The 22,007-nt window shown below is 41.9% G+C and carries 21 protein-coding genes and 1 riboswitch; of the genes, 6 read left to right on the top strand and 15 right to left on the bottom strand.

Annotated features, from left to right (window positions below; genetic code table 11):
- Nucleotides 1–112 precede the first annotated feature (112 nt).
- Together J2X77_RS10730 and J2X77_RS10725 are read left to right on the top strand one after the other, a co-directional pair.
- Entirely contained in the window at nt 113–922 is an 810-nt protein-coding gene (locus tag J2X77_RS10730) for a hypothetical protein (protein WP_209577920.1), read from the top strand.
- Between the two features lie 16 nt (nt 923–938).
- Complete coding sequence (locus J2X77_RS10725; RefSeq protein ID WP_209577921.1) at nt 939–2,033, top strand: hypothetical protein; 1,095 nt, start codon at nt 939–941, stop codon at nt 2,031–2,033.
- Nucleotide 2,034: 1 nt separating this feature from the next.
- Here the strand turns inward: J2X77_RS10725 and J2X77_RS10720 are convergent, their stop codons facing one another.
- From J2X77_RS10720 to J2X77_RS10710, 3 genes are all read right to left on the bottom strand, one after another.
- Nucleotides 2,035–3,000 carry a DKNYY domain-containing protein gene (locus J2X77_RS10720; RefSeq protein WP_209577922.1) on the bottom strand — a complete coding sequence of 322 codons (966 nt, stop codon included), beginning with the start codon at nt 2,998–3,000 and terminating at the stop codon, nt 2,035–2,037.
- Nucleotides 3,001–3,457: 457 nt separating this feature from the next.
- Entirely contained in the window at nt 3,458–3,787 is a 330-nt protein-coding gene (locus J2X77_RS10715; RefSeq protein ID WP_209577923.1) for a hypothetical protein, read from the bottom strand.
- Between the two features lie 136 nt (nt 3,788–3,923).
- Nucleotides 3,924–4,796 carry an AraC family transcriptional regulator gene (locus J2X77_RS10710; protein WP_209577924.1) on the bottom strand — a complete coding sequence of 291 codons (873 nt, stop codon included), beginning with the start codon at nt 4,794–4,796 and terminating at the stop codon, nt 3,924–3,926.
- Between the two features lie 47 nt (nt 4,797–4,843).
- Between J2X77_RS10710 and J2X77_RS10705 the strand changes: the two genes are divergently transcribed.
- A complete protein-coding gene (locus J2X77_RS10705; RefSeq protein ID WP_310080697.1) occupies nt 4,844–5,287 on the top strand; it encodes a hypothetical protein in 444 nt (147 codons plus the stop codon).
- A 32-nt stretch (nt 5,288–5,319) separates the two neighbouring features.
- Here J2X77_RS10705 and J2X77_RS10700 read toward each other — a convergent pair whose 3' ends face one another.
- Nucleotides 5,320–5,583, bottom strand: coding sequence for a 5-oxoprolinase (locus J2X77_RS10700; RefSeq protein ID WP_121125014.1), 264 nt, complete (start codon nt 5,581–5,583; stop codon nt 5,320–5,322).
- 66 nt (nt 5,584–5,649) lie between these two features.
- Nucleotides 5,650–5,743, bottom strand: a riboswitch (SAM-I-IV-variant riboswitch).
- Nucleotides 5,744–5,949: 206 nt separating this feature from the next.
- On the opposite strand from J2X77_RS10700, the gene J2X77_RS10695 reads away from it, so the two are divergent.
- Nucleotides 5,950–6,720 carry a DUF3050 domain-containing protein gene (locus J2X77_RS10695; protein ID WP_209577926.1) on the top strand — a complete coding sequence of 257 codons (771 nt, stop codon included), beginning with the start codon at nt 5,950–5,952 and terminating at the stop codon, nt 6,718–6,720.
- Nucleotides 6,721–6,869: 149 nt separating this feature from the next.
- Here J2X77_RS10695 and J2X77_RS10690 read toward each other — a convergent pair whose 3' ends face one another.
- The 4 genes from J2X77_RS10690 to J2X77_RS10675 form a co-directional block, all read right to left on the bottom strand.
- Nucleotides 6,870–7,766 (bottom strand): 3-hydroxyacyl-CoA dehydrogenase, encoded by an 897-nt coding sequence (locus J2X77_RS10690; protein ID WP_209577927.1) that lies wholly within the window; start codon nt 7,764–7,766, stop codon nt 6,870–6,872.
- Between the two features lie 66 nt (nt 7,767–7,832).
- Entirely contained in the window at nt 7,833–9,773 is a 1,941-nt protein-coding gene (locus tag J2X77_RS10685) for an oleate hydratase (RefSeq protein WP_209577928.1), read from the bottom strand.
- Nucleotides 9,774–9,869: 96 nt separating this feature from the next.
- Nucleotides 9,870–10,766 carry an AraC family transcriptional regulator gene (locus J2X77_RS10680; RefSeq protein WP_209577929.1) on the bottom strand — a complete coding sequence of 299 codons (897 nt, stop codon included), beginning with the start codon at nt 10,764–10,766 and terminating at the stop codon, nt 9,870–9,872.
- A 64-nt stretch (nt 10,767–10,830) separates the two neighbouring features.
- Complete coding sequence (locus J2X77_RS10675) at nt 10,831–11,331, bottom strand: GNAT family N-acetyltransferase (protein WP_209577930.1); 501 nt, start codon at nt 11,329–11,331, stop codon at nt 10,831–10,833.
- A gap of 251 nt (nt 11,332–11,582) precedes the next feature.
- On the opposite strand from J2X77_RS10675, the gene J2X77_RS10670 reads away from it, so the two are divergent.
- Nucleotides 11,583–12,035, top strand: coding sequence for a VOC family protein (locus J2X77_RS10670; protein WP_209577931.1), 453 nt, complete (start codon nt 11,583–11,585; stop codon nt 12,033–12,035).
- Nucleotides 12,036–12,051: 16 nt separating this feature from the next.
- Here J2X77_RS10670 and J2X77_RS10665 read toward each other — a convergent pair whose 3' ends face one another.
- The 4 genes from J2X77_RS10665 to J2X77_RS10650 all read right to left on the bottom strand — a co-directional run bounded on the left by J2X77_RS10665 (nt 12,052) and on the right by J2X77_RS10650 (nt 14,713).
- Nucleotides 12,052–12,591, bottom strand: coding sequence for a GNAT family N-acetyltransferase (locus J2X77_RS10665; RefSeq protein WP_209577932.1), 540 nt, complete (start codon nt 12,589–12,591; stop codon nt 12,052–12,054).
- A gap of 3 nt (nt 12,592–12,594) precedes the next feature.
- Nucleotides 12,595–12,957: a DUF4180 domain-containing protein gene (locus tag J2X77_RS10660; protein WP_209577933.1), complete on the bottom strand. Its 363-nt coding sequence runs from the start codon at nt 12,955–12,957 to the stop codon at nt 12,595–12,597.
- Nucleotides 12,958–13,125: 168 nt separating this feature from the next.
- Complete coding sequence (locus tag J2X77_RS10655) at nt 13,126–13,935, bottom strand: alpha/beta fold hydrolase (RefSeq protein ID WP_209577934.1); 810 nt, start codon at nt 13,933–13,935, stop codon at nt 13,126–13,128.
- Entirely contained in the window at nt 13,928–14,713 is a 786-nt protein-coding gene (locus J2X77_RS10650) for a methyltransferase domain-containing protein (protein ID WP_209577935.1), read from the bottom strand. The genes J2X77_RS10655 and J2X77_RS10650 overlap by 8 nt, the downstream gene beginning before the upstream one ends.
- Nucleotides 14,714–15,166: 453 nt before the next feature.
- Between J2X77_RS10650 and J2X77_RS10645 the strand changes: the two genes are divergently transcribed.
- Entirely contained in the window at nt 15,167–16,000 is an 834-nt protein-coding gene (locus J2X77_RS10645) for a hypothetical protein (RefSeq protein ID WP_209577936.1), read from the top strand.
- A gap of 139 nt (nt 16,001–16,139) precedes the next feature.
- On the opposite strand, the gene J2X77_RS10640 is transcribed toward J2X77_RS10645, so the two are convergent.
- Genes J2X77_RS10640 through J2X77_RS10630 form a run of 3 tightly spaced genes read right to left on the bottom strand, consistent with a single transcriptional unit; the run spans nt 16,140 to nt 21,948 of the window.
- A complete protein-coding gene (locus J2X77_RS10640) occupies nt 16,140–17,237 on the bottom strand; it encodes an efflux RND transporter periplasmic adaptor subunit (protein WP_209577937.1) in 1,098 nt (365 codons plus the stop codon).
- 21 nt (nt 17,238–17,258) lie between these two features.
- Complete coding sequence (locus tag J2X77_RS10635) at nt 17,259–20,549, bottom strand: efflux RND transporter permease subunit (protein WP_209577938.1); 3,291 nt, start codon at nt 20,547–20,549, stop codon at nt 17,259–17,261.
- Nucleotides 20,550–20,559: 10 nt separating this feature from the next.
- Entirely contained in the window at nt 20,560–21,948 is a 1,389-nt protein-coding gene (locus J2X77_RS10630; protein ID WP_209577939.1) for a TolC family protein, read from the bottom strand.
- Between the last annotated feature and the right edge of the window lie 59 nt (nt 21,949–22,007).

Below are 22,007 nucleotides of genomic sequence, written 5' to 3'. Positions count from 1 at the left end.
TTTATAACCAGATAACAATTTACACTTACCCAGCTTCGGTTTCCATAAAATCCGTCAAATTCCGCCGGAGCTGCGGTAAGTGATTTTCGCTTTAACCAAGAAAGGACGAATTATGAAACTACTTTTACGAAAACAAGAGACCATACGCGCATTGGGAAACCTCCGCCAAGGGGAAGAAAGGGGGCTTAAATTCTTCTACCAAAAATTCTATAAACATTTCCTTTTTCGTGCACACCGCGCAACAGATGACGAATGTACAGGCGAAAGTATTGCCCAAGAAGCCTTTCTACGCCTTTGGCTGTTCAGAGAAAATGTACATTCCGAAACTGAAATCTTCAACTTTCTGAAAGTTCAGGTGAAAGCCGCGGTTCAGGCTTTTTACAAAAAATCAAAAAATAAATTTCAGCGAAGCTTACTGCGGCTCGATAGCATAGAGGATTATCAGGAGTTTATGCTCGGCTATGAACTGGAAGAGGAAAACGAAGACGATGTGCTCTATATCGAGCAACTGGAATCGGAAAAGAAAAAGAGAATGGATCAGCTTAATGCTATTCTTCCAAACCTCAACCGCGATCAACAACTCTTTATTCGTCTCTGTCTCAAATATAGTTTTAACTATGAACGTATCGCGTACTATATGGGAAACATATCAGATTATGAGGTTAGTCTACAAATTGAAAATGCAATCGAATACCTACGTGCCATCGTCCATAGTGAAGAGAAAATGCAGCTTGTAGCCAAGCCGGTCGAATTTAAGTTAAATGGTGAAATGACCGAAGAGGAAGCTGAAGTATTTCGCATGCGCTACGAATTGCAATATTCCTTCGACAAAATTTCGGAAGCATTGCAGCTGGATGGGGGACAGGTAAGGACGTTGTTTATTAATGCGCACGCAAAAATTAAATCAAAAAAAATAGCATAAAAAAAATAAAAGCAATATGGCAGCTGATACAATGGTGTTGACCCGGAAAATACAGGTGTTCGTGGATTGTGACGATAAAGAAAAACGGTCGGAATATTTTAAAAAACTCTTTGAATGGCAGGATCTCGTATTCCGTGCCGCTAATATGGTCATCACCCACCAATATGTGCAGGAAAATCTGAAAGACCTGATTTATTTGCAAGATGATGTTAAAATTAAACTGGCCGATAAGGCAAAGGATCCCGAAGGTGTATTGAATACTTCACGCATGAACACTACTTACCGCGTGCTATCTAATTATTTTAAGGGACGAATTCCTACGGATATTCTATCACAGATAAACACGGCTTTAATCAAATATTTTCAGGCAGATCGTCTCTCCTATTGGAAGGGTGAAAAATCACTTCGCAATTACAAAAAGGATATGCCCATTCCCTTTCCTGGAAGACGAATTAACTTGAGTAAAGATGAGAATGCTAGAGATTTTAAATTCACATTATTCAAAATACCGTTTCGCACCTACCTCGGTAAAGACCGGTCGGATAAACGAGTGCTGCTACAACGTGCATTGGTCGGACAAATCAAAGTCTGTAGTAGCGCAATCAAAATCGTCAAAGGTAAAATCTTTTTGCTGTTGGCCCTCGAGCTCCCAAAGAAAATCCAAGAATTGAAAGATAACATTATCGCCGAAGCGTCGCTTTCAATCGAACATCCCATAGCAGTCACCATCGGAAAGGAGTCCTTTCAGATCGGTAATAAAGAAGAGTTTACTTACCGACGTATGGCCATCCAAGCAGCACGGCATCGCTTGCAAAAAGCTGCCGCATTTGATAAAGGTGGGCGTGGTCGTAAGCGGAAAATGAAAAGCTTGGAGCACTTCAACGAAAAGGAGAAAAATTATGTAGACACCAAGCTCCATCTCTATAGCCGCCGGTTAATTGAACTTTGTGTGAAAGCACAGGCAGGTACCCTCTTGTTGGTCAACCAATCCAATAAGGAGGAAATTGCCAAAGGCGATAAATTTCTGTTGCGCAACTGGGGCTACTACGGTCTTATTGAAAAAATTAAATACAAAGCTAAAATGGTCGGGATCAACATTATTATCGAGTAGATCAATCCAATTTTTTCCCTCTATAAAACTTGCTCCATGCATCCCCGGCATAGCCGTTATCCAAATATTCAAAGGTGGAAGCACTCGCCCCCTTCAACTCCTGGCCGCGATAGAAAACCGTCCAGGAGTCTTTTGCATACCCTCCCCCAAGTGCTTTAAAGGTGGATGCCGAAGCGCCGTTAACTTTTATTCCCTGATAGTAAACTGCCCAGGGGTCTACGGCATAGCCATTTCCGATTGATTTGAACGAGTTGGGGCTGCCGCCCTCGACTTTAATTCCACGGTAAAAAAGATTCCAGGCGTCTTTGGCATAGCCATCATCAAGGTATTCAAACGTTGAAGCAGAAGCCCCTTCCACTTTCTGATTTTTATAAAAAACAGACCAATTGTCCTTGGAATATTGACCGCCAAGAGGCTGTGTGGTAGGACCAGCAAAGCTCTCGTTCTTTTCGCCCCTATAATAGCTGTTCCAATGATCTTTCGCATATCCCCGACCGAGATTCTCAAAGCTCGAAGCGTTTGCTCCATTAATTTCCTTGCCTAAATAGTAGACTTTCCACGCGTCTTTGCTGTAACCATTTCCCAGTGTCTTGAAGGTGGAAGTTGTTGCGTCCAACAATGGCTTGCCATAAAAATAAACTCTCCAGGCATCACTAGCATAACCGTCGCCAAGAAATTGGAAAGTAGATGGGCTGGCATCAGTTAGAATTGACCCTCGAAAATATACCTTCCAGGTATCCTTGGCGTAACCCGAACCTAAAAACTGAAAAGAACCGGCATTGGCATTGACAATTTCTTTACCACGATAGTAAATACGACCGCCAATTTTGGCATAGCCGTCTCCCAACTGGTCTTGATGGATATAGGCACTGCTATTTTCGTATTTGCTATTATCAACATAGACATCGCTGGCAGAGCCAAGCAGAAGAAGGGCGAGCATGGTTTTGAAGGAAATAGCTAGTATCATATCGCGTTTGGACTAAAATAGAAGAATTCTTGTTTGTGTACGTGTTAATGAGACCGCAATATAAGGTAAAAGTTTAGTTGTCGATTGATTTTTTGCAGATAATACGCAGTGTTTTTTCCTGCGTTCTTTGGTATTTCTTTGCCTATTCTTTGGCACTTCTTCGCTCCTGCTAGGAGATTAGCTTGGCATTGGTTTGCTCTTTCTCTGCTTATTCCTTGCTGTTTCTTTGCCGTTTCTCTGCTGTTTGATTGGTGTTTTTTCGCTGTTTGATTGGTGTTTTTTCGCTGTTTCTCTGCTAAAATGGTAACTAAATAGCAATCAGTCGGCAAAGAATAGGCAAACAAGGGGGCTAGTAAGCCCTTAGGATACCTTAAGCGAATACGACCAATCACCCTAGAGAAGGCAAATGCGATCGCAAAAATGCGGTCTATGGGATACAAGGTTGAATAGGTAACACTTATTTTGTTGGCTGCAAATGTATTTCAGGAAAAGAGTAGGTTGAATCCTGTACGGTGGTAAAAAGTGAATAATCGGTGTAATCCGGAACGGCTATCTTTAGAAGATAGCTCCCCTTTTTTAACACCTTGATCTTAAATTCGCCATTGCTATTTCTAACGGTATCCCGACTTAATAAGGCCAAGGGTTCCCTTTCCTTATTGGACACAAAGGTTTCAATAATAAAATATCCAACGGGATTGTACTGATGGTCAACCAAACGGCCGGTAATACGGTAAGATGAAGTAAACAGTCCGTAAAGTGAACAAGAGAGTAGTAGTAGTTTTAGCATATTTTTTCAAGTGTGTAGCGCGATAACATACGCGTATCCAGCTGATGAATCTTAAAATGGAGACCGCCACCTCACGAATTGAACGACGATCTACACAAAGTTAAGCCCCTTGCTTTATTGAATAGCTATCACAAGTTTATGAAAAACTATCATTTTGCATGTTCTGCTTGTAGGTAGAAGGAGAACAGCCGGTCATCTTTTTAAAAAATCGGGAAAGATTATTAGGGTCACTAAAATGAAGTTCAACGGCAATTTGTGCGATAGACTGCTCGTCTAGCAGAAGCCGCTGTTTAATCTCCTGTATTTTTCGGTGTTGGATTAGGTTGATTGGACTGTGGCCTGTGTAAGCTTTAATTTGACGATTCAGTTCATTTCGGTGTATTTTCAGTAAGTCCGCGTATTGATTGCAGTTGAGGTTGGAATTGACGTGCTCCTCCATGAGCATTTTGAATCTGGTGAGTAAATTATTGTTGCAACTGTCATTAGCGATATGGTGAAATGCACGAAATCGCCGGTCCAGGCGGAGCAAGATACTCGCAAGAAACGATCGGGTCATGTTGAGGCTATCGGATCGAAATGTCCCGATTTCAAAAACAATTTCGGAGAGCAGGATTTTAAATACCTCGAAATCATGAGTTGCTGCGACAATATAGGGCGCAAATGAATAGTTGTAAAAATAGGGTAGTTTATATACAAGTGTCTTATCCTGAAAGAACGATTCCAAAAACTCAGGTTTGAAGATTAAATGGAATCCTTTGACGCTATTTTTATCAAATTCATATTGCTTGATCTGATTGGGAAAAGCGAATAAAATGGTTCCTGGGCATAGATCAATACGTTTTTCATTGGTATATGCCACCCCGCTTCCCTGTTCAAAAAACATGATCTCAAAAAAGTTGATGGTGTGTGGTTCGGCTTCAAAAATCAGGTCGGTATTGTCCTCAAACCGATGGGCATCCATCGCTAAGGGAAAGCCGTATTTACTGTTTTCAAAATCAAAATATCGCATACTCATGTATTCAACTAAATTGCAGCCGTTTAAACGCTCAGGCTGCAGTGAATAAAGATAACAGTTTTTATGAATTTCTATCAACCCCGACAAATAGAGGGTTGACCTGTCAGATCTTGGTCAATACGCAAGGTAAAAATCGGGAATATTTGGTCAAGTCGTATTTTTTTTATATATTGCTGGTTATGAGTTTTAAAGAAAAATTAGAGAACTGGCGCACGTCAATCAATCGCGCCGGTAGTGGTGAGGAATTGTATATTTTGCTTTTGAACTACAAAAAGTTTATCAACAAAAATTGGATGGACGATTTTGGCGATCCAGGCAACTGGAAATCGGAATTAAATCAGGTCATCAGCAAAGTAAGAAAGAAAGTGGATGTGGCAGAAATTCAAAATTGCGACGATCTCTCGTCCTACAAAGACGACGCTCGGCAAACAGCCCATTCGCTCAATCATACATTAAGATATCACCACTCATTGACAAAAGAGTAGGCTAGGCCTACTCTTTTTGAGTTTATAGGGCTTTACTGTAAAGGAATCAAAACATTTTGTTCCAGACGGACAGGCACCTGCTTCACCGACGTAAAGCCGTCTTCCTTGGAAATAATATTAGAAAGATCAAGCCCCCTTTTGGAGAATGTACTGATCAAAGCTGTTCTGAAGGTAGCTTTCGATGATCCCCAGCCTTGTCCTAAAATGGTGTCGTTGTTGAGCTGGATCAGTTCATCTGTTGAATAATAACTGAATTTTTCCAGTAAGTGTTGGTAAAGATTTGTTGTTGTAGCCATACAATTTAAAAATTTAAAGGATTAAACCATAAACTGTATCCAGATTACTTTGGGAAAATAACCGTTGTGTAACGTTTATTTTGGTCGAAACCCGTATTAATTTACCACCGCGGTGCCTTCACTCGGTTGGTATTGCATCATGCAATTCTGAATACTCTACAAATATAGTAGATTATTTTTTATAATAAAATTTTTTTTGTCTTTACTGCTATTAAACGCTGATAATCGAAAACAGCAGCAAAACAAGCTGGTCGCTTTGACTTTGATTTGGGTATAAAGCGGTTAGCTGATTGGGAAATTTATCATGTTACTGTAATCTCATCGAAAATACTTTAAAAAGCAGAGAGAACACAATACTTTTGCGGCATGAATAGAATTGCGGAAATTAACGAATACATTGCTACCGAACGCGAAGTATTATTGCAACACCCTTTATACCGTAAAATCAAAACGATCAAAAATTTACGTTCTTTTACCGAAGGGCATGTGTATGCTGTATGGGATTTTATGTCTTTATTAAAAGCTTTACAGATCAAATTAACCTGTACCACACTTCCATGGTTCGCCAGTGAACATCCTTCAACGCGCTATTTGATTAATGAAATTGTATTGGCAGAGGAGTCGGATGAATATATCGATGGACGTCGATTAAGCCATTTTGAGATGTATCTCGACGCAATGTCTGCTATGGGAGCCGACCTCCATTTGATCAATAAATTTATTGCCAATGCCAAAAAATCGGATAATATATTCGATGCTATAGCATTGACAACATTGGACAAGCGAATCAAAGATTTTCTGAATTTTACATTCGAAGTAATAGCTGAGGGTGAAGTGCATAAAATTGCGGCGGCATTTACCTTTGGACGTGAAGACCTCATCCCCGGAATGTTTACGTCTATTTTGGAAGAAATTAAAGGGAATTTCCCTACAGCCAATTTAGACAGTTTTATTTATTATTTTCAACGGCATATTGATTTAGATGGCGACGAACACGGTCCATTGGCCATGCAGATGATAACAGATCTTGCGAAGGACGATGAGGTTAAATGGGCCGAAATGAAAGAGATTAGTAAAATTGCGCTACAAAAAAGAATCCAGCTGTGGAATGCAATAGAAGATTCCTTATACGGATAATCTATTATTATACCATCGAGAAAGGCCTTTCAAATCACGATTTGAAAGGCCTTTTTTATGTGCTGTGCAACAAGTCTTATTTATCCGTTACCTTGCAATATCATGCACCAGCTGTTTATTGAAGTCGCGTTCTTTTGAAAGCCAGTCAACTACTTCAAAAAGTCTGGCGATTGATAGGCTGGATTGGGATAGGTATAGAATCCTTCACCGGTAGCGACGCCTAGTTTGTTCTTGTCTATAAAATGTTCTTTGAGAAAGGCCACAGTTTTGATTTTTACGGGGTCATTGGTAGCCTCAGCGTTTATTTTATTGATGTTATAAGCTGTCGTAATACCGACGATATCCAGTATACCGAAAGGACCTGTTGGGGCTCCAGTGGCGACCATCCAAGTTTTGTCTATCGTTTCGGCATCAGCTATCTCGTTGACCAAAAGATCCGTTGCCGCCGAAAGTAATGGGACAAGTAAGGAGTTTACAATATAGCCAGGCTGCTCCTTATGCAGTGGCAGGGCAACCATGCCAATGGATTTTGCAAAGTTGACCACCTGCTCAAATACGGTTTTGTCTGTGCCTGGATGGCCCATAATTTCTGCTGTATTGTGCTTCCAGATCTCATTGGCAAAGTGTAAGGCCAAGAACTGTTTGGGGCGGCCGGTCTCCTCAGCAAACTGACTTGGTAGCAGCGTTGAGGAGTTTGTCGCAAAAATGGTTTTTACAGGAGCGACCTTTGCCAGCTCGTTATAGAAACTAATTTTAATCGCCGGATTTTCGGGAATTGCTTCGATCAGAAAATCTGCGTTCGCTACTGCCGAAGTGAGGTTTGAATCGTAACTGAGTCTGTCGAAGGTTGAAGCCAATTGTTCTTGACTGGCATGAAGATCATGTGCGAAGGCCTTCGCCATAAGATCAAATTTAGCTTTCGCTTTGTCAAGTACCTCATCGTTGATATCATAAACGGTGACATCGTAGCCATGAAAAGCAGCTTGGAAAGCAATTTGATAACCTAAAACTCCGCTGCCTGCTATCGTAATATTTTTAAAGTCCATGATGTTATTATTTTTTTTCAATTCGTAAAAACATACGCCGCGAAACCATGGCGCATGCTGTGATCCTTATCCTTTAATTCCTTTTAACCAATCTTTGAATTTGCTGATCTGTTCTGTGAGAAAGGATTCCTGCTCTTCCTCGTCCGCGGAACCAAGCGGTAGGATATGTTCAAAGTAAGTGCCTTTCAAAAGTTTACGCAGTAAACCTTCTCCTACAAATGGTTTGTCGTCATTTAACGTTTTGGCCGCTTTTAAGAGATGACGGATGTCGTATTGAAGGGGATTGATATCTGGAACCTGTTTATTTAGATTTAAAAGTTCATATACGGCAATCCGTGCAGTACGTACCGAGCTTTCCATGGTAAAGACCACATCGTTATTAGTTTCGACAAACTGGCCTACTAAACCTAGATTTTTACATCCTTCTGGTACCACTCTCGGACGGTCACCCTTCGCTCTAGGCATAAACATAGACGTAATGTAGGGCATAAACGCCGTACGCACAATGGTATTTGTGATGACATCGTCCAGTCGCTCAATAATGCCTAGATGGTAACATAACTCGGCTAGAATTTCATCTCCCGTACATTGGGGCATTGGCTTTTTAATGTAATTTCCTTCTTTATCCATAAATAAGGCATATACCCACAAGACAAGGACATCGTCTGGCTGAGCTGGAAAGTGAGGCTGCCTATTACAAGTGAAACTCACCAACCAGTTGGAATCAGTAATGGTGATAATACCGCCAGTAACTGTTTTGCCCGAATAGGGGTCATTGACCGAATATTCTTTGAGTTTTTCAACCAAAGCCGAAGGCTTACAAGTCAGCGTTGCAGACTCCCAGGCTGATTTTTCGATGTTACTGCAAAATTTTTCGGGCCTACCAAATATAGCTGATTTGGCGGCAAGGTTTTTCCAGAGCTTCCAGCCTGCGCTTTGACCGCTGCTGCTATTGTCTATACCAATGATCGGTGCGTTTTTGTTATCTCCATAAAAGGTGTCTTCGGTCATTGATCCGGTGGTAACAATGACGAAATCGTCTTTTCCAATTGGAATTTTCACCGCTTTACCATCTTGTTCTGTGATAAGCGCCTCTACGACTTTTCCTTCGGTATTGCTTTGGATATCGAGGTCTTTGACCAGCACATTAAACTGAATGTTTACGCCTTTGCTTTGGAGTACTTTGCGCAATGGGGTTACAAAAGTATCGTATTGATTGTATTTAGGGAATACCAATGACGAAAGGTCGTTCAGTCCATCGATCGCATGTAAAAAACGATGCATGTACAATTTCAGCTCAAGTAAACTATGCCAGTTTTCGAAAGCGAACATGGTACGCCAGAAGGTCCAGAAATTGCTGGATAAAAATGATTCGCTGAAGTAGTCTTCGATGGTTAAGTCATCTAAGTCTTCTTTATTTTTGAGCAGCAGGCGAATGATGGCCAGCTGATCCATTTTGCTCAATTCAAATTTACTGAAATCTTTTATTTCACCCAGTTTATGAATGAGCCTGGCTTTCGAGTAATTGGGATCATTATCATTGATCAAACGGTACTCGTCCAAAACACTGTACGGGGCAGGCATCTCCAATGCAGGGATATCCTGAAACATGTCCCAAAGATTTTCATAGGTCATATCCATTTCCCTGCCACCGCGGATGATATAACCATCGGCTGCATTACCGGCACCATCTAACGAGCCACCTTCCACATGGAGCTGTTCAAGAAAGGTGATGTTCTCCGCAGGAACATGTCCATCGCGGATAAAATAATAAGCCGCGGACATCCCTGCGATACCACTTCCGACGATGTAGATTTTACTGTCTTTATATGATTTTGGGGGAATGCCTTTATTGCGCTGATAATTACCGATCTGATCAGAAAAAGGCATCGATTTCTTTGGTGTATTACGTTGAACCTCTTTGCTCGAATCAGGTTCATGATTAACGTTTCTATATTCGGCAGATGCATTCAATACGTTGTCGAATTTGGAGGTGTTTTCTTTCATGATACGTATGGTTTTTAATCCTTGACTAAAGTTACCGATACCGTCTGAAACATTTGTGCCCTCAAATTCGCTATTGTTCTACCGAATTTCCGATTCCTACATATTTTGTTGCTTTCGGTATTCAGATGGCGATAAAGTGGAGTATTTTTTGAAAAAGCGACCGAATGCCGAAATGGAATGGAAGCCGATTTCATACGAAATTTGTGAAATTGTTTTTTCGGGGTTCCCCAGCAGCACATAGGCTTCTTTAAGTACATACTCGTCAATAATTTCATGCGGCGTTTTACCAGAGGCTCTCTTTACAACATGAATAAGGTATTTGTTTGAAATAAACAACTTATCGGCATAATACTGTACTTCTTTGTATCGACTTCCATAGCGTTGAACTAAGTTCGTAAACTTATAGAACAGATGATTTGTTTCTTGGGTACTGTCTGCAGGAATTTGGTGTTCGGTAGCCAATTCGTCGGCGATTTCCAATAATAAATTAAAGATGATTGTCCGAATGATGTCTGCTGTAAAACGTGTCGTCCGTAAAGTAACATCCTTAAGGTAATCTATTAATTTTATTAATTTGTCGACAAGATTATCTTTAGCATTAACGATTGTAAAGGTCGAATTCTTAAAAAATCCCAGTTGCTCAATAAAAAATGGATTGACAATATGTTTAAGAAGAAATGCTTTATCAAAGAAAATAAGCTTCATTCTAAAGTTAGGACTGACCTTTGAAAATCGGATAATTGTTGTCGGTGCGGATACGAGAATCTTATGCTTTGAGAAATGGTATTCCTGATTATCGATTTCAATATTGATATCCCCTTCGGTACAGATACAGATCGCATAAAAGTCGATACGAAAAGCATTACTGGGGTATTCAAAAATCGGATTGCCAGAAGAAATGTAATAGGGGCGATGACAATTTACGCCAAAGAATGATAAGGTATCCTGAAGGCTTTCGTGTGCGTTACAGTTTGTTTTTACCTTAAGCTTCATGGATTTTTTGTTTGACTCGGGCATGGGCTGAGAAGATTGTTTCTAATAAACGAATGGGCTTTGTTTATTTGGCTGCGGTTCGTTTAAGGATCAGTTTTTCGGTCGCAATAGCCTCTTCGATCCCGACGAAAAAACTCTTGAATCCGAATTTGCTTAACAGGCGTTTCGAAGCGGTGTTATCGGGATCAATAATGCCGATGACATCCTTATTTGGATCCAATGCTGTCGCTAGTGCGAGCATTGACTTACAAATCTGCGTCCCTAAACCTTTGCCCCAGTGTTCCTTGCGGAGCAAATAGCCTATTTCAAATACGGTTGCATCTTTTTTGTAGTTAACGAGCTTACAGTCCCCTAAAAGTTTTTGCGTATCTGCTTCAATTACTTTGAAATAACCTAAATCCGGATCTTGGTTGAGTTCGAGAATCGACTCGAATTTTTTTCGCGCCTGCGCGTTGGACAAGCCTTTGCCAGTAATATATTTCATGACATCATCCTCCTTCACCAAGTCGTGGAAGTCGGTGAAATCACCAGACACATATTTTTGAAAGAGAAGGGTATCAGACATAGCTTAATGTGTTTAGTTACAAGATAAGGTTGTTTTCCCTTAAATCAAATTGTGAGATCATAAATCATCATCTTTCTGTCTTATTTAGCTTTTTTACTGGTTTTAGTTTTGCAATTGAGTTAAATTGCGGTTACGAAAGGCGAAAGTTACGGCCAATATAAGTACACGGCATGCTTCATACCCATCCGATCTTATATTGACATCGCGAGACAACTACACATGAATGCGAATAATTTAAAATGATATAACTTATGATACAAGGTTTATATGAAACCCATATTCAAGTGCGGGATTTAACTAAATCTGTCGCATTTTATACAGAGGTATTGGGATTACGTGTGGCACATCGCGATCCGACGCGTCCCATTGTTTTCCTATGGATTGGCCCCGGAAAAGACAATATGTTAGGCTTATGGCAGGAAGAAACAAATTTTCAGCCGAGACATTTTGCTTTTAGAGCGGATAAAGAAGATATACTGAATTACGCCGTGGACTATCTGAAAACTCGTGACCTGACCCCTTATAATTTTTTAAAAGATGGGATCGAAGCACCGATGGTCTTTGCATGGATGCCGGCATTGGCCATTTACTTTAATGATCCGGATGGCAATCAATTGGAGTTTATTGCAGTTTTGGAAGGAGAGGGTAGACCCGAATTAGGGGTGCTTTCCTATGAAGATTGGCTCAAACATACCGCATTATAATGCGCTTTTTGGCAAATCACAGTGCGGTACTCCATTCTTCGGCGAGGATAGCAAATACCACATCATCTTCCCATTGACCGTTATGGAAATAGCTTTTTACAAAATGAGCTTCCTTTCGGAACCCGAGACTTGTTAAAAGCTGAATGGAAACCTTGTTTTCCGGCGCTACTGAGGCAATGATCCGGTGTTTATTGTACTGACTAAAGAGTGCTTGCATGACCACTTTCAGGCCTTCTTTGGCGTAACCTTGTTGCTGGAATTCCTTTTTTATCGTACAGCCCAGTTCGACCTGCAGATTTTCATTGCCAAAAAAATGCACACCGATATCTCCGATTACAGCGTTTGCTATTTTGTCGGTCATAACGAGCTGAAACCAGGACTCTGGAAGATTGAAGGTGTTTGGGTTTTTTGCTATAAATTCATCGACTTCTGCCAAAGAACTTGGAATCCAGCCTTGGTATTTATTGGTTTCTTTATCCGAACGGTAACCGAATACTGCCCGACTGTCTTCCGGCATGATGGGCCGAATCAATAATCTTTCTGAGTCAATCTTCATGGCTTAACTTTTTGAAAATCTGGTTATAGCTTCTTCACGCGTACCTGCAAAATTGATTTTTTTTGATTTATTGCTTTCGTAGATAAAATCGTTTAAACTTTTGCTGTTGTATCTGGAGAAATCGCCAACGATGGCAATGTCAAAGCCGTATTGAGTATATTTTTGAAGGATTTCACCGGCAAGTTTTGTTTTAAGTTCGAAAAAATCGTCTGTGATGTTCTCCTGATAAATAATTGCTTTGTATGCTTCTTGCGCGCCACAGTCGACCATAATCTGTAGACCATCATCGAGATTATGTATAAAGACGCCTGAACCTTTAACTTCAGCAATGTTTTCGTCACCTAGCTGAATAATAGTGATTTCCATTTTTTTTGTTGTGTCGTTTTAAAAATAAATTTGTGGGACCATACTCCATGATCCATAGCACTTCGTTGGGATATCCTGTTGAAAATGATCCGTAAGATAAGTTGTTGTGAGTGCTGTATAGCCTTGCTAATCTACAAATAAAATCCGTGGTGAGGATAGACTTTCTCGTTACTTAACTGCGGTCTGCTGATATAATCTGACGATTTCATCAATGACCAGATTCGGTTCATCGTAAAAGACATGATGCTCCGCATGTTGAGCCAAAAGGTAACTGCGGTTGCTTTTTTGATCGGCAAATTTTTTAAGGGCAGCAATAAATAAACTCCGGTCGGGTTCTTCAAAAGGTGATTTTCCGGAGCCAATGATGGTCGTCGGTACATTGATTTTATCTGCAACCTCATGTAAAAGAGCTGTGGACGCTTCGTAGTTTAAAACGAGGTGATAGAACCCTAAGCTTTCTTTCTTGATGTTATCAAGCTCACTTGCATATTCCCTCTTCAATGATTTGGATCGCCCCATTGTCATGAAATAAGGGGATACAATATCGATCATTACTGTTCCAACAACCTGACCTGGATTGGTTGTTATAAATTTCATCGTATAATTACCACCAAAAGAATGGGCGACGAAGAAGTACCGATCTCGGTACCCCAATCGCTGCAATGCAGTTTTGAGATCCTTGACTTCATTTGCTAGGCTAATGTTCACCGTGTCAATTTCACTTTTCCCAAAGCCCGCCCGGTCGTAGGTAATCAAAGGAGCGCCCAGTTTGTTGGAAAGTGGTTCCAATAAGCTTCGCCAAACAGAACCGTCATTTCCCGCTCCGGACTCAAAGACTATAGGGATTCCTTTCCCTTTCATTAGAGTAAAATGGAGATTATGCTTTCCCAAATTGATCAGTGTATCCCTAAGCTGGGCTTTTAAGGCGAGTCCGAACGCCGTTAGCCACACGATAATAAATAGACGGAGTTTATACATAAGCCCTCACATCATTCATTTTAAGTGTCATGCATGTCGCTTCTGTTTCTATCCATCTTGTATATTCCTCCATAGCCTGCAAGCGAAGTTCGTCTGTAATATAACCTTCGATGACCATTTGTCTCGATTGGGCCACTTTGTTCCAGATGGCTAAGTTTACTTCAAAATTGTCTTCGCCTCTTTTATAAACTTGATCAGCATTGATCACCTCAATTGCTTTGAACCCTGCTTCTTGTAGAAGTGCGGCTATTGTATCGGCAACCCGATTATTCATGCCTGCATCTTCTCGCCATCTAAGGAAAGTACGATAAAATTCAAGCATGCTCTCTGGTGGAGCAGGATTCCACTCGATCGTGGTATGGTTGTAATCTAAAATAGAAATTTGCCCAGCAGGCTTTAGCCAGGATTTGAAAAAATCCAGTGCTTTAGGAATATCGCTTAACCACTGCATGGTGCGCGCTGTAATAATCAAGTCAAACTCATGCGGCGGCTGGTAATCAAAAATATTACAGCAGACAAGACTTAAATTTCTAGTGCTAGCATACAGCTCCTTTCCACTGTCTATAAAATCAGCAGTGTTATCCAGACCGATTATTGTCCCGTCACCGATATGTGCCGCAACCTCATTGGTCAGTGTACCTGTACCGCAGCCTACATCCAATATTTTCATTCCAGGAGACAGTATTGGAAGTAGAGTTCTGTAATCGGAGCATAAAGTTCGTCTTTCGAATACTTTATGAGCTTGCTGATCTTTTCTGTCAATAAATTTCTGTTTCATTAGCGTTGGTTTAGGTTTCTGTAAATATAGCTTTTGCTTTCGTGTTAAAAAAGGCCCTATCGATCCTTAAAATCCCATGATTTCTAAGTGATACAAAAAGCACCCTATTATTTACTTAATACCAAAGCTATACCAAGGCCTACATTAACCGTGATATAACACTAAGACAACAGGGGTATAGCAGGGGGTTAACAGGGATATACCCCTGTTAACCCCCTGCTAACCCCCTGTTAACCCCCTGTAAATACCTTGTTAGTTTACCAGTTGGTATAGTTTAAGTGTCAATTTGTGCACAAAACAATAGCACCCCTATAAATACAGATCAATGCCCTTTTAAGAGAGAAATAGTCACATTTTTTTTATATTATTTCACTGTATTCTTTAGAATAATCTTTATCTTGTTGAACAACGATTCTATTACCGTTAATAGTTGCACTAAAATATCCTGATGTTATGCGAAAAGTATTTAAAATGCTCATGCCAATTTATTGTGCTGTTTTTCTTTCAGCCTGTTCTTCTAACTACCTCATGACATTCAACGGCGAGAATGTAAAAAAAGATGAAGACAAAGGAACATTTTCTTTTAATAATGATACGCTGCAAATCGATTATTCCTTTGCCGACGGGGATGGTAGAATTTATCTGCGGATAGAAAACAAAATTGATAAGCCGATCTTATGGGATCTTAAAAGTTCGGCCTTGATTATTAACGGTAAAGCGGTAGGCTATTCCGCCGAAAAAGCCGATTTTGACGGAAAGGTGAACGCCTCTGTTTCCAATATAGATACTCGGAATACAACGTTATTCAACGACGCATGGGTTAATGGTTATATTACGGGATCGGTAAGTTTGCCTAAAGATGTGGTACTTATCCCGCCACATGCCTATGTAGATGGGCATTATTTTGATTTTAAAAATGATGTGAAAACCATTGTACGATCATCTCCAAAAGAGAAAGTGTATATGTATGATATGAATGGGGAGAGTTATGCGGTAAAACTTGCTCGATTTGAAGGTGCTGCATCACCTTACAGCTTAAGGAGCTATCTAAGTTATTCTATTTTGGAAGATGGTAAAGCGGTCGCTAAAACGACGGAGCAAAGATTTTATGCTGCCCAGCTTTGGCAGACGGGAGCCGTAGCGCTTAACAATATTATTGAATTATATAATAAGCGTGGGGATGTGATGGCTGTTAAAGAGAAAAAAGGACAAGGAGCGATGATTGTTGGGGGAGCTTTGGCGCTCACCGCAGTGGCTGCCGCAATTGACCCCAAAGAAGGGCAATAGCAATCCAAGCTTAACAAGGATAGCTAGACTGATCAATAAGAAAGGCAATGTATGGGAATTTAAGAAATTTTAAGAACCGAACCCGTCTCAATCGGGTTCGGTTTTTGTTAGTTATGGTAACTTCAATTTCATAAGCATCTTATTTGACCGGGGTACCATCTGTAATCTCTTCATCTGCTTTGCTGACCAGTGTAACGCCCTCCTTCAAGTCACCAAAAATTTCGATCTGACCATCTACGCTGCGCCCTTTCTGGACCGGGAGACGTTGTGTTTTGCTACCGACTACAGCGATCACAAAACTTCCTTCTCCCGAGGTAAATACGGCGGATTTCGGTACAACGAAAGTACTGTCTTTGGAGGTTAAAGGCAATTCGACCTCGGCGACCATGCCCGGCAATAGTTTGTTGTCCGTATTGATAATGTCAATTTCTACTCGTTCAGCCCTTAACCTGCTGTCTAAGGTACCCGATTTACGTGCAATCTTACCGGAGAAGGTTTGTCCGGGCAATGATTTGACCGTAAATTGCAAAGATTGGCTTTCCACTAAAAAACCGGAGTATTGCTCTGGTACCGCTACAGCTAGTCTGAGCTTACGTTGTTGTTGAATGGTCATGATCGGCATCTCCGAGCCACGGCCAGCAGGTCCGACGTAAGCACCCTGATTGACATTTCTTGTAGCGATTACACCGTCAAAGGGCGCCCTGATTTCTAAATAATTCAATAGATTTTGAACTTCTGCGTAGGCGGATTTAGCGGCTTGATATTGTGCAAAGTCGGCATTCTTCTTTGCTTCGGCCACCTCTAGATCCAATCTCGCCACAGTTCCCTCGACTTTACTGGTTTCAAAGAGCCTGTCGTAAGTGCTTTTGGTCGCCATATAGATGGCCTCCTGGGATTTGAAACGCGATTTTGCTGCTGACAGTTGTGAACTTAATTCGGGAGCCTCCAATACAGCTAATAGCTGACCGGCATGCACTTTACTTCCGATGTCTACATTCAAGCTCTTGACATAACTGCTCACCTTGGCATAAATCTCCACCTGCTGAAACCCGCTGATTTCTCCAGGAATCTGCATTTTATTTGTTAATTTCTGTTTTAAGGGTACAAAGGTCTCCATTGCCGGAGCTGCAGCTTCGGGACTTTCTTTTTTTGCATTTTCCTCACCTGCCGAATGACATCCGGCTAAGGATGCGATCAGACCGGCGATAGCTACTATTTTGAACAAATTATTTTTCATATTTTATAGATGATACTGCTTTTACGATAAAGGTTTTAATGCGGCAATATAGTGCTTGCTGTCTTTGTCTTCAGGATCTAATGAGATCGATTTTGTGCTGCTTTTTTCTTGCGCCCAGGCAAATATGAGCGGTAAGATGACGAGTACGGCAAAAGTCGAAAACAATAAGCCTCCAATGACGGCCCTGCCGAGTGGTGAAACCTGCTCGCCACCTTCGCCATGACCAATGGCCATAGGTAGCATACCTACAATCATGGCCAAACTGGTCATGATAATAGGCCGAAGCCGTAAGGAGGCTGCCTCACGGGCTGCAGCCAGCGCATCGCCGTTATGCCGACGTATTTGCTCGGCATTGGTGATGAGCAGAACGGCGTTCGCTATGGATACACCCACCGACATGATGATCCCCATGTAGGATTGTAAGTTGAGGGTCGAGCCTGTCAACAACAGCAGAATCAATGAGCCCAGCACAACGGCAGGTACAGTGGTGAGCACGACCATAGAAACTTTGAACGATTGAAAATTAGCCGATAACATCAAAAATATGACGATAATGGCTACGGCGAGCCCAGATTCGAGGCTACTCATGGTCTCTGACAAGACTTTTCCGAGACCTATCTGTTCCATAGACAGTCCCCGGGGAAGATCACCAAGGGCTTTGATGCTACGTTGTACATCTTTAGATGCTGTTTTTAAATCAGTATGGTCAATATTTGCAGTAACAGATACGTAAGGCATTGCCCCTAAGTTGTCGTTCTCGCCATAAGTAAAAGACGGTGTGATCGTCGCAACGTCGCTCAGAATAGGACGCGCTGAATTTTTCAATAAAGGGATTTCACCGATTTCTTTCTCATCTTTCATTTTATCGATAGGAACCTGAACCTGGACGTTGTAGGAAAGCCCGGCTTTTTCATCGATCCAGGTATTCTTTTCCGTATAGCGTGAAGAAGAAGTGGAAGCGATGAGCGATCGTGTCACTTCACTCAGGTCGACGCCCAATTGTGCGGCCCTGATTCGGTCTATCTTAATGTCGTACGAAGGATATTTGATGGATTGTGCCAGTTGCACATCTCTAAAGTAAGGGATTGTTTTTAATTGTGCAATCAATTTATCTGCGTACTTCTCGTTGTTTTTTTTGTTTTTTCCTGCAATCCGAACTTCAATTGGTGTGGGCGATCCCTGACTTAACACTTTATCGGTAAGTTCGATCGGTTCAAAAGATACTTGTACATCTGGCAATGCAGCCTGAAGCCGCTTGCGGTATTCATCACGGAAACTATCCATATCGTGATGGTAGTCTTTCAGTGCAATCTGGAAAACAGCTTCATGTGGACCAGCCATAAAAAGATAGATTGGCGAAACGGAAAATTGCCCCGGATGTTGCCCGATGTAAACAGATGATATACTGATATGATCTTTCCCAACCAGCTTTTCGAGTTCGGCCAGTGCCAATTTTGCTTTCTCTTCGGTGCGTTCGATCCGTGTGCCTTCCGCTGCGCGAAGACGCATTTGGAACTGTCCCGAGTTGACCCTCGGAAATACATCCTGGCCGATTGTGGAAAGTAAAATGCCAACGAGACTAATGGCGCCAAGAAGATAAACTACAGTAATGGTCTTTTTCCTTTTGAAAAGGCGATCAATCATTTTCATGAATCTGTTTCTGAACCGTTCAAAAATACTCACCTTCCCATCGTTGTTAAAGTCTTCTCGCTCAACCAGGAGTTTCTTCTGATCCAGGGTGTCCTGTTCGGATGCCACGGTTAGTCCAGTTGCGGCAAATTGAGCTTCATCTGCATTTAAGCCCGCTGGTTCGGTCGCGTGTGGCGCTTTATGCGCATGATCTTTCATAAGCCAGTTGGCCATGATGGGAACGAATGTCTGCGAAAGGAGAAAGGATATGATCATTGAAAATCCGATGGACAATGCCAAGGGAAGAAACAATGACCCTGGAATTCCTGTCATTGTAAATGCCGGAGCAAACACGGCCAGTATACAGAGCAAAATCAATAATTTTGGTAAAGCGATTTCCTTACAGGCATCCCAGATCGCCAAGGCTTTGGGTTTGCCCATGTCCAGATGCTGGTGTATATTTTCTATCGTTACGGTACTTTCGTCGACCAGGATACCTATGGCTAAGGCCAGTCCACTCAGGGACATGAGGTTGATGGTCTGCCCGAAAAGTTTGAGGAAGAGTACGCCCGAAATCACGGATATCGGAATGGTGAGGATGACGATAAGGGCTGCTCTTCGATCTCCTAAAAATAACAGGACCATTAACCCGGTGAGAATCGCACCGATCGCCCCTTCGGTAATCAAGCTCTTTACCGAGTTGATGACATAAACGGATTGATCAAATTCATAGGATAGTTTGACGTCGTCGGGTAAATTTTCCTGAATCTTTGGTAAGGCTGCTTTTAAATTCTGCACGACCTCCCAGGTTGAGGCATCGCTGGCTTTGGCAATGCTGACATATACGGATCGTTTGCCGTTGACAAGTGCGTAGCCCGCAGTAACATCGGCTCCGTCCTTTACAGTAGCAATATCACCTAAATAAAGATTTTGTACGCCACCTTTAAACAATGGAATTTTTTCAAAATCTTTGACATCTTTGATGGTATTGTTGGTTGGCGTAATATAGTTTTTATCCTGAATGCGGACGTTTCCTGCGGGCGCTGTTTGATTATTGAGTTTTAAGACTTCTACAACCTGATCGGGTGTTATCTGGTGACTGCGCATTAAATCGGGATCAACGTTGATCTCGATGGTACGTGGACTCCCACCAAAGGGTGGGGGGGATAATAATCCTGGTATGGACGTAAACGATGCTCGGACGTAGACGTTGGCCAGATCTTGGAGTTCATTGTTTGAACGCTTGCTACTGCTCAACACCAGCTGACCTACAGGAAGCGACGAGGCGTCAAACCGGATAATGAAAGGCGGTTGTGAGCCCGGAGGAAAAGAAGCCTGGATCCGATTAGCAAGGGCACTTAGCTCGGCAGCAGCCTGGGCCATGTTGGTGTCTTCGTAATAGGATACTTTCATCAACGTCAGACCTTGAATATTCTTGGTCTCAATCGATTTGACCCCATTGGCGAAAAGAAGAATATTGACGTAGTTTTTGGCAAAATAAGCTTCCATCTGATCTGGTGAATAGCCACCAAAGGGATGGGCGATATAAATAACCGGAAGATTCATTTTGGGCAGGATATCCACCTTGATCGATCGAACGGCACCTATGCCAAAGACAATAAGTCCCAATACGAGTACGAGGACAGCTATCGGCTTGCGTAAGGCAAAACGTATTAAATTCATGTAATGTTATTTATAGTTCGTTGTTAAAAATATCAAAATCTCCCGCGGCTGCGGCTTTGAGTAACAGTGACTGCCAGAGATTAATGTGGACGATCTCACGATCGGTTTCGGCTCGATTTAATGTATAAAAGGTCTGCGTAACGTCTACAAGTGTCGCCAGCCCGTTTTTATACATTGTCATTTTTTGGAGGTAAGCCTGTCTGGCCGCTGAGACTTGTCTGGGAGCTTCTAGATCACTTTTCAGAGCCAGTTGGATCTTTACGTCTGCGGCATCGAGCTGTGCTGTCAATTGGGCCTCTATAGTTTGGTATTCTTCTCTTAGGGCATCGTTCGTAAAGCGCTGTGCACTGATTTTTTTATTAATACGCGCAATCGAAGTCAGGTTCCAGCTGATGCCCAATCCCAAAAGATAGTTTTGCCGACTAGGACGAACCCCTTGCCAATAATTTGTGCTGTAGGCTTGTAAATCGGTGATGTAGTCACTCTTAAAACCAGATCCCCTGGTCTGAAAGACACCGAATGCGCTTACCGTAGGAAGATACTCTTTGGTGGATAGTTTTAATTGTTGTTCGCCAAGTTTAATGTTGCTTTGATAAAATTGCAGCAAAGGATTGTTTTCAATCAAATTGTCGGAAAGAGGAGTCCGCTGCACAGGTGTTTTCTCCACCAGGGCAGTATCTAGTTGCAGGTCCTTGGCTGGAATCCCCATTAATACGGTCAACTTATTGTTTTGCTCCTTCACATTTTCACGGGCCTGATTGAGACTGATTTTGGCACGCGATACTTCCGCCGAAGCGAGGGTAGAATCTACGCCGGGCAATAGTCCGTTTTTTACTTTAGTGGCAGCAATATTTAAAAAGACCAGTGCGCGTTCCAGATTCATCTGTTGATTTTTTTCTAATCGTTGGCTGGCCAATACATTGAGGTAAGCTGCGGCAATCTTGATTTTATGCTGGAACTTTTCCTGACCGAGATCCGCTTGTCGTCTTTTAGCATCAGATTTAGCCAATTCGATACGTTCTTTTTTCCGTCCAAAGGTGTAAATGTCCCAATTGACATTGGCTAGATAAAGAGCACCAAATGCGGCATTCCAATTTTGTTCCGGAAGGGCGACTCCCGACGAAGCCACACCAAGTCCACCAAATCCATACAGCGGGCCATTTTGTCCGTTAATAGTCCCAAAATCCTGTTGAGCGACGATGTTCAGGTTGGGCCAAAAGTCGCGTTTGACTTGTTCATTGGTCTGTAGGGAAGACTGGAGATAATATTCCTTTGCCTTAATCATTCCATAATTTGCAATGCCTTTTTCCACCGCGTCTCGGAGCGTAAGCTTCTGAGCGAAGGAAGAGCATGTCGCAAGTGATACAGCCAGTGATAGTACTAAATTTAATTTCAGCATAGGTTATCTATCATTTATGGACACGAAGATAGTAAGCACAGCAACCCCGATGTCCCTTT

Origin of the sequence: Sphingobacterium sp. 2149, assembly GCF_031455655.1 — a bacterium.
Lineage (GTDB): Bacteria > Bacteroidota > Bacteroidia > Sphingobacteriales > Sphingobacteriaceae > Sphingobacterium.
The sequence above is the reverse complement of the archived record's forward strand: the minus strand, read 5'-3'. Positions and strand labels throughout refer to the sequence as shown.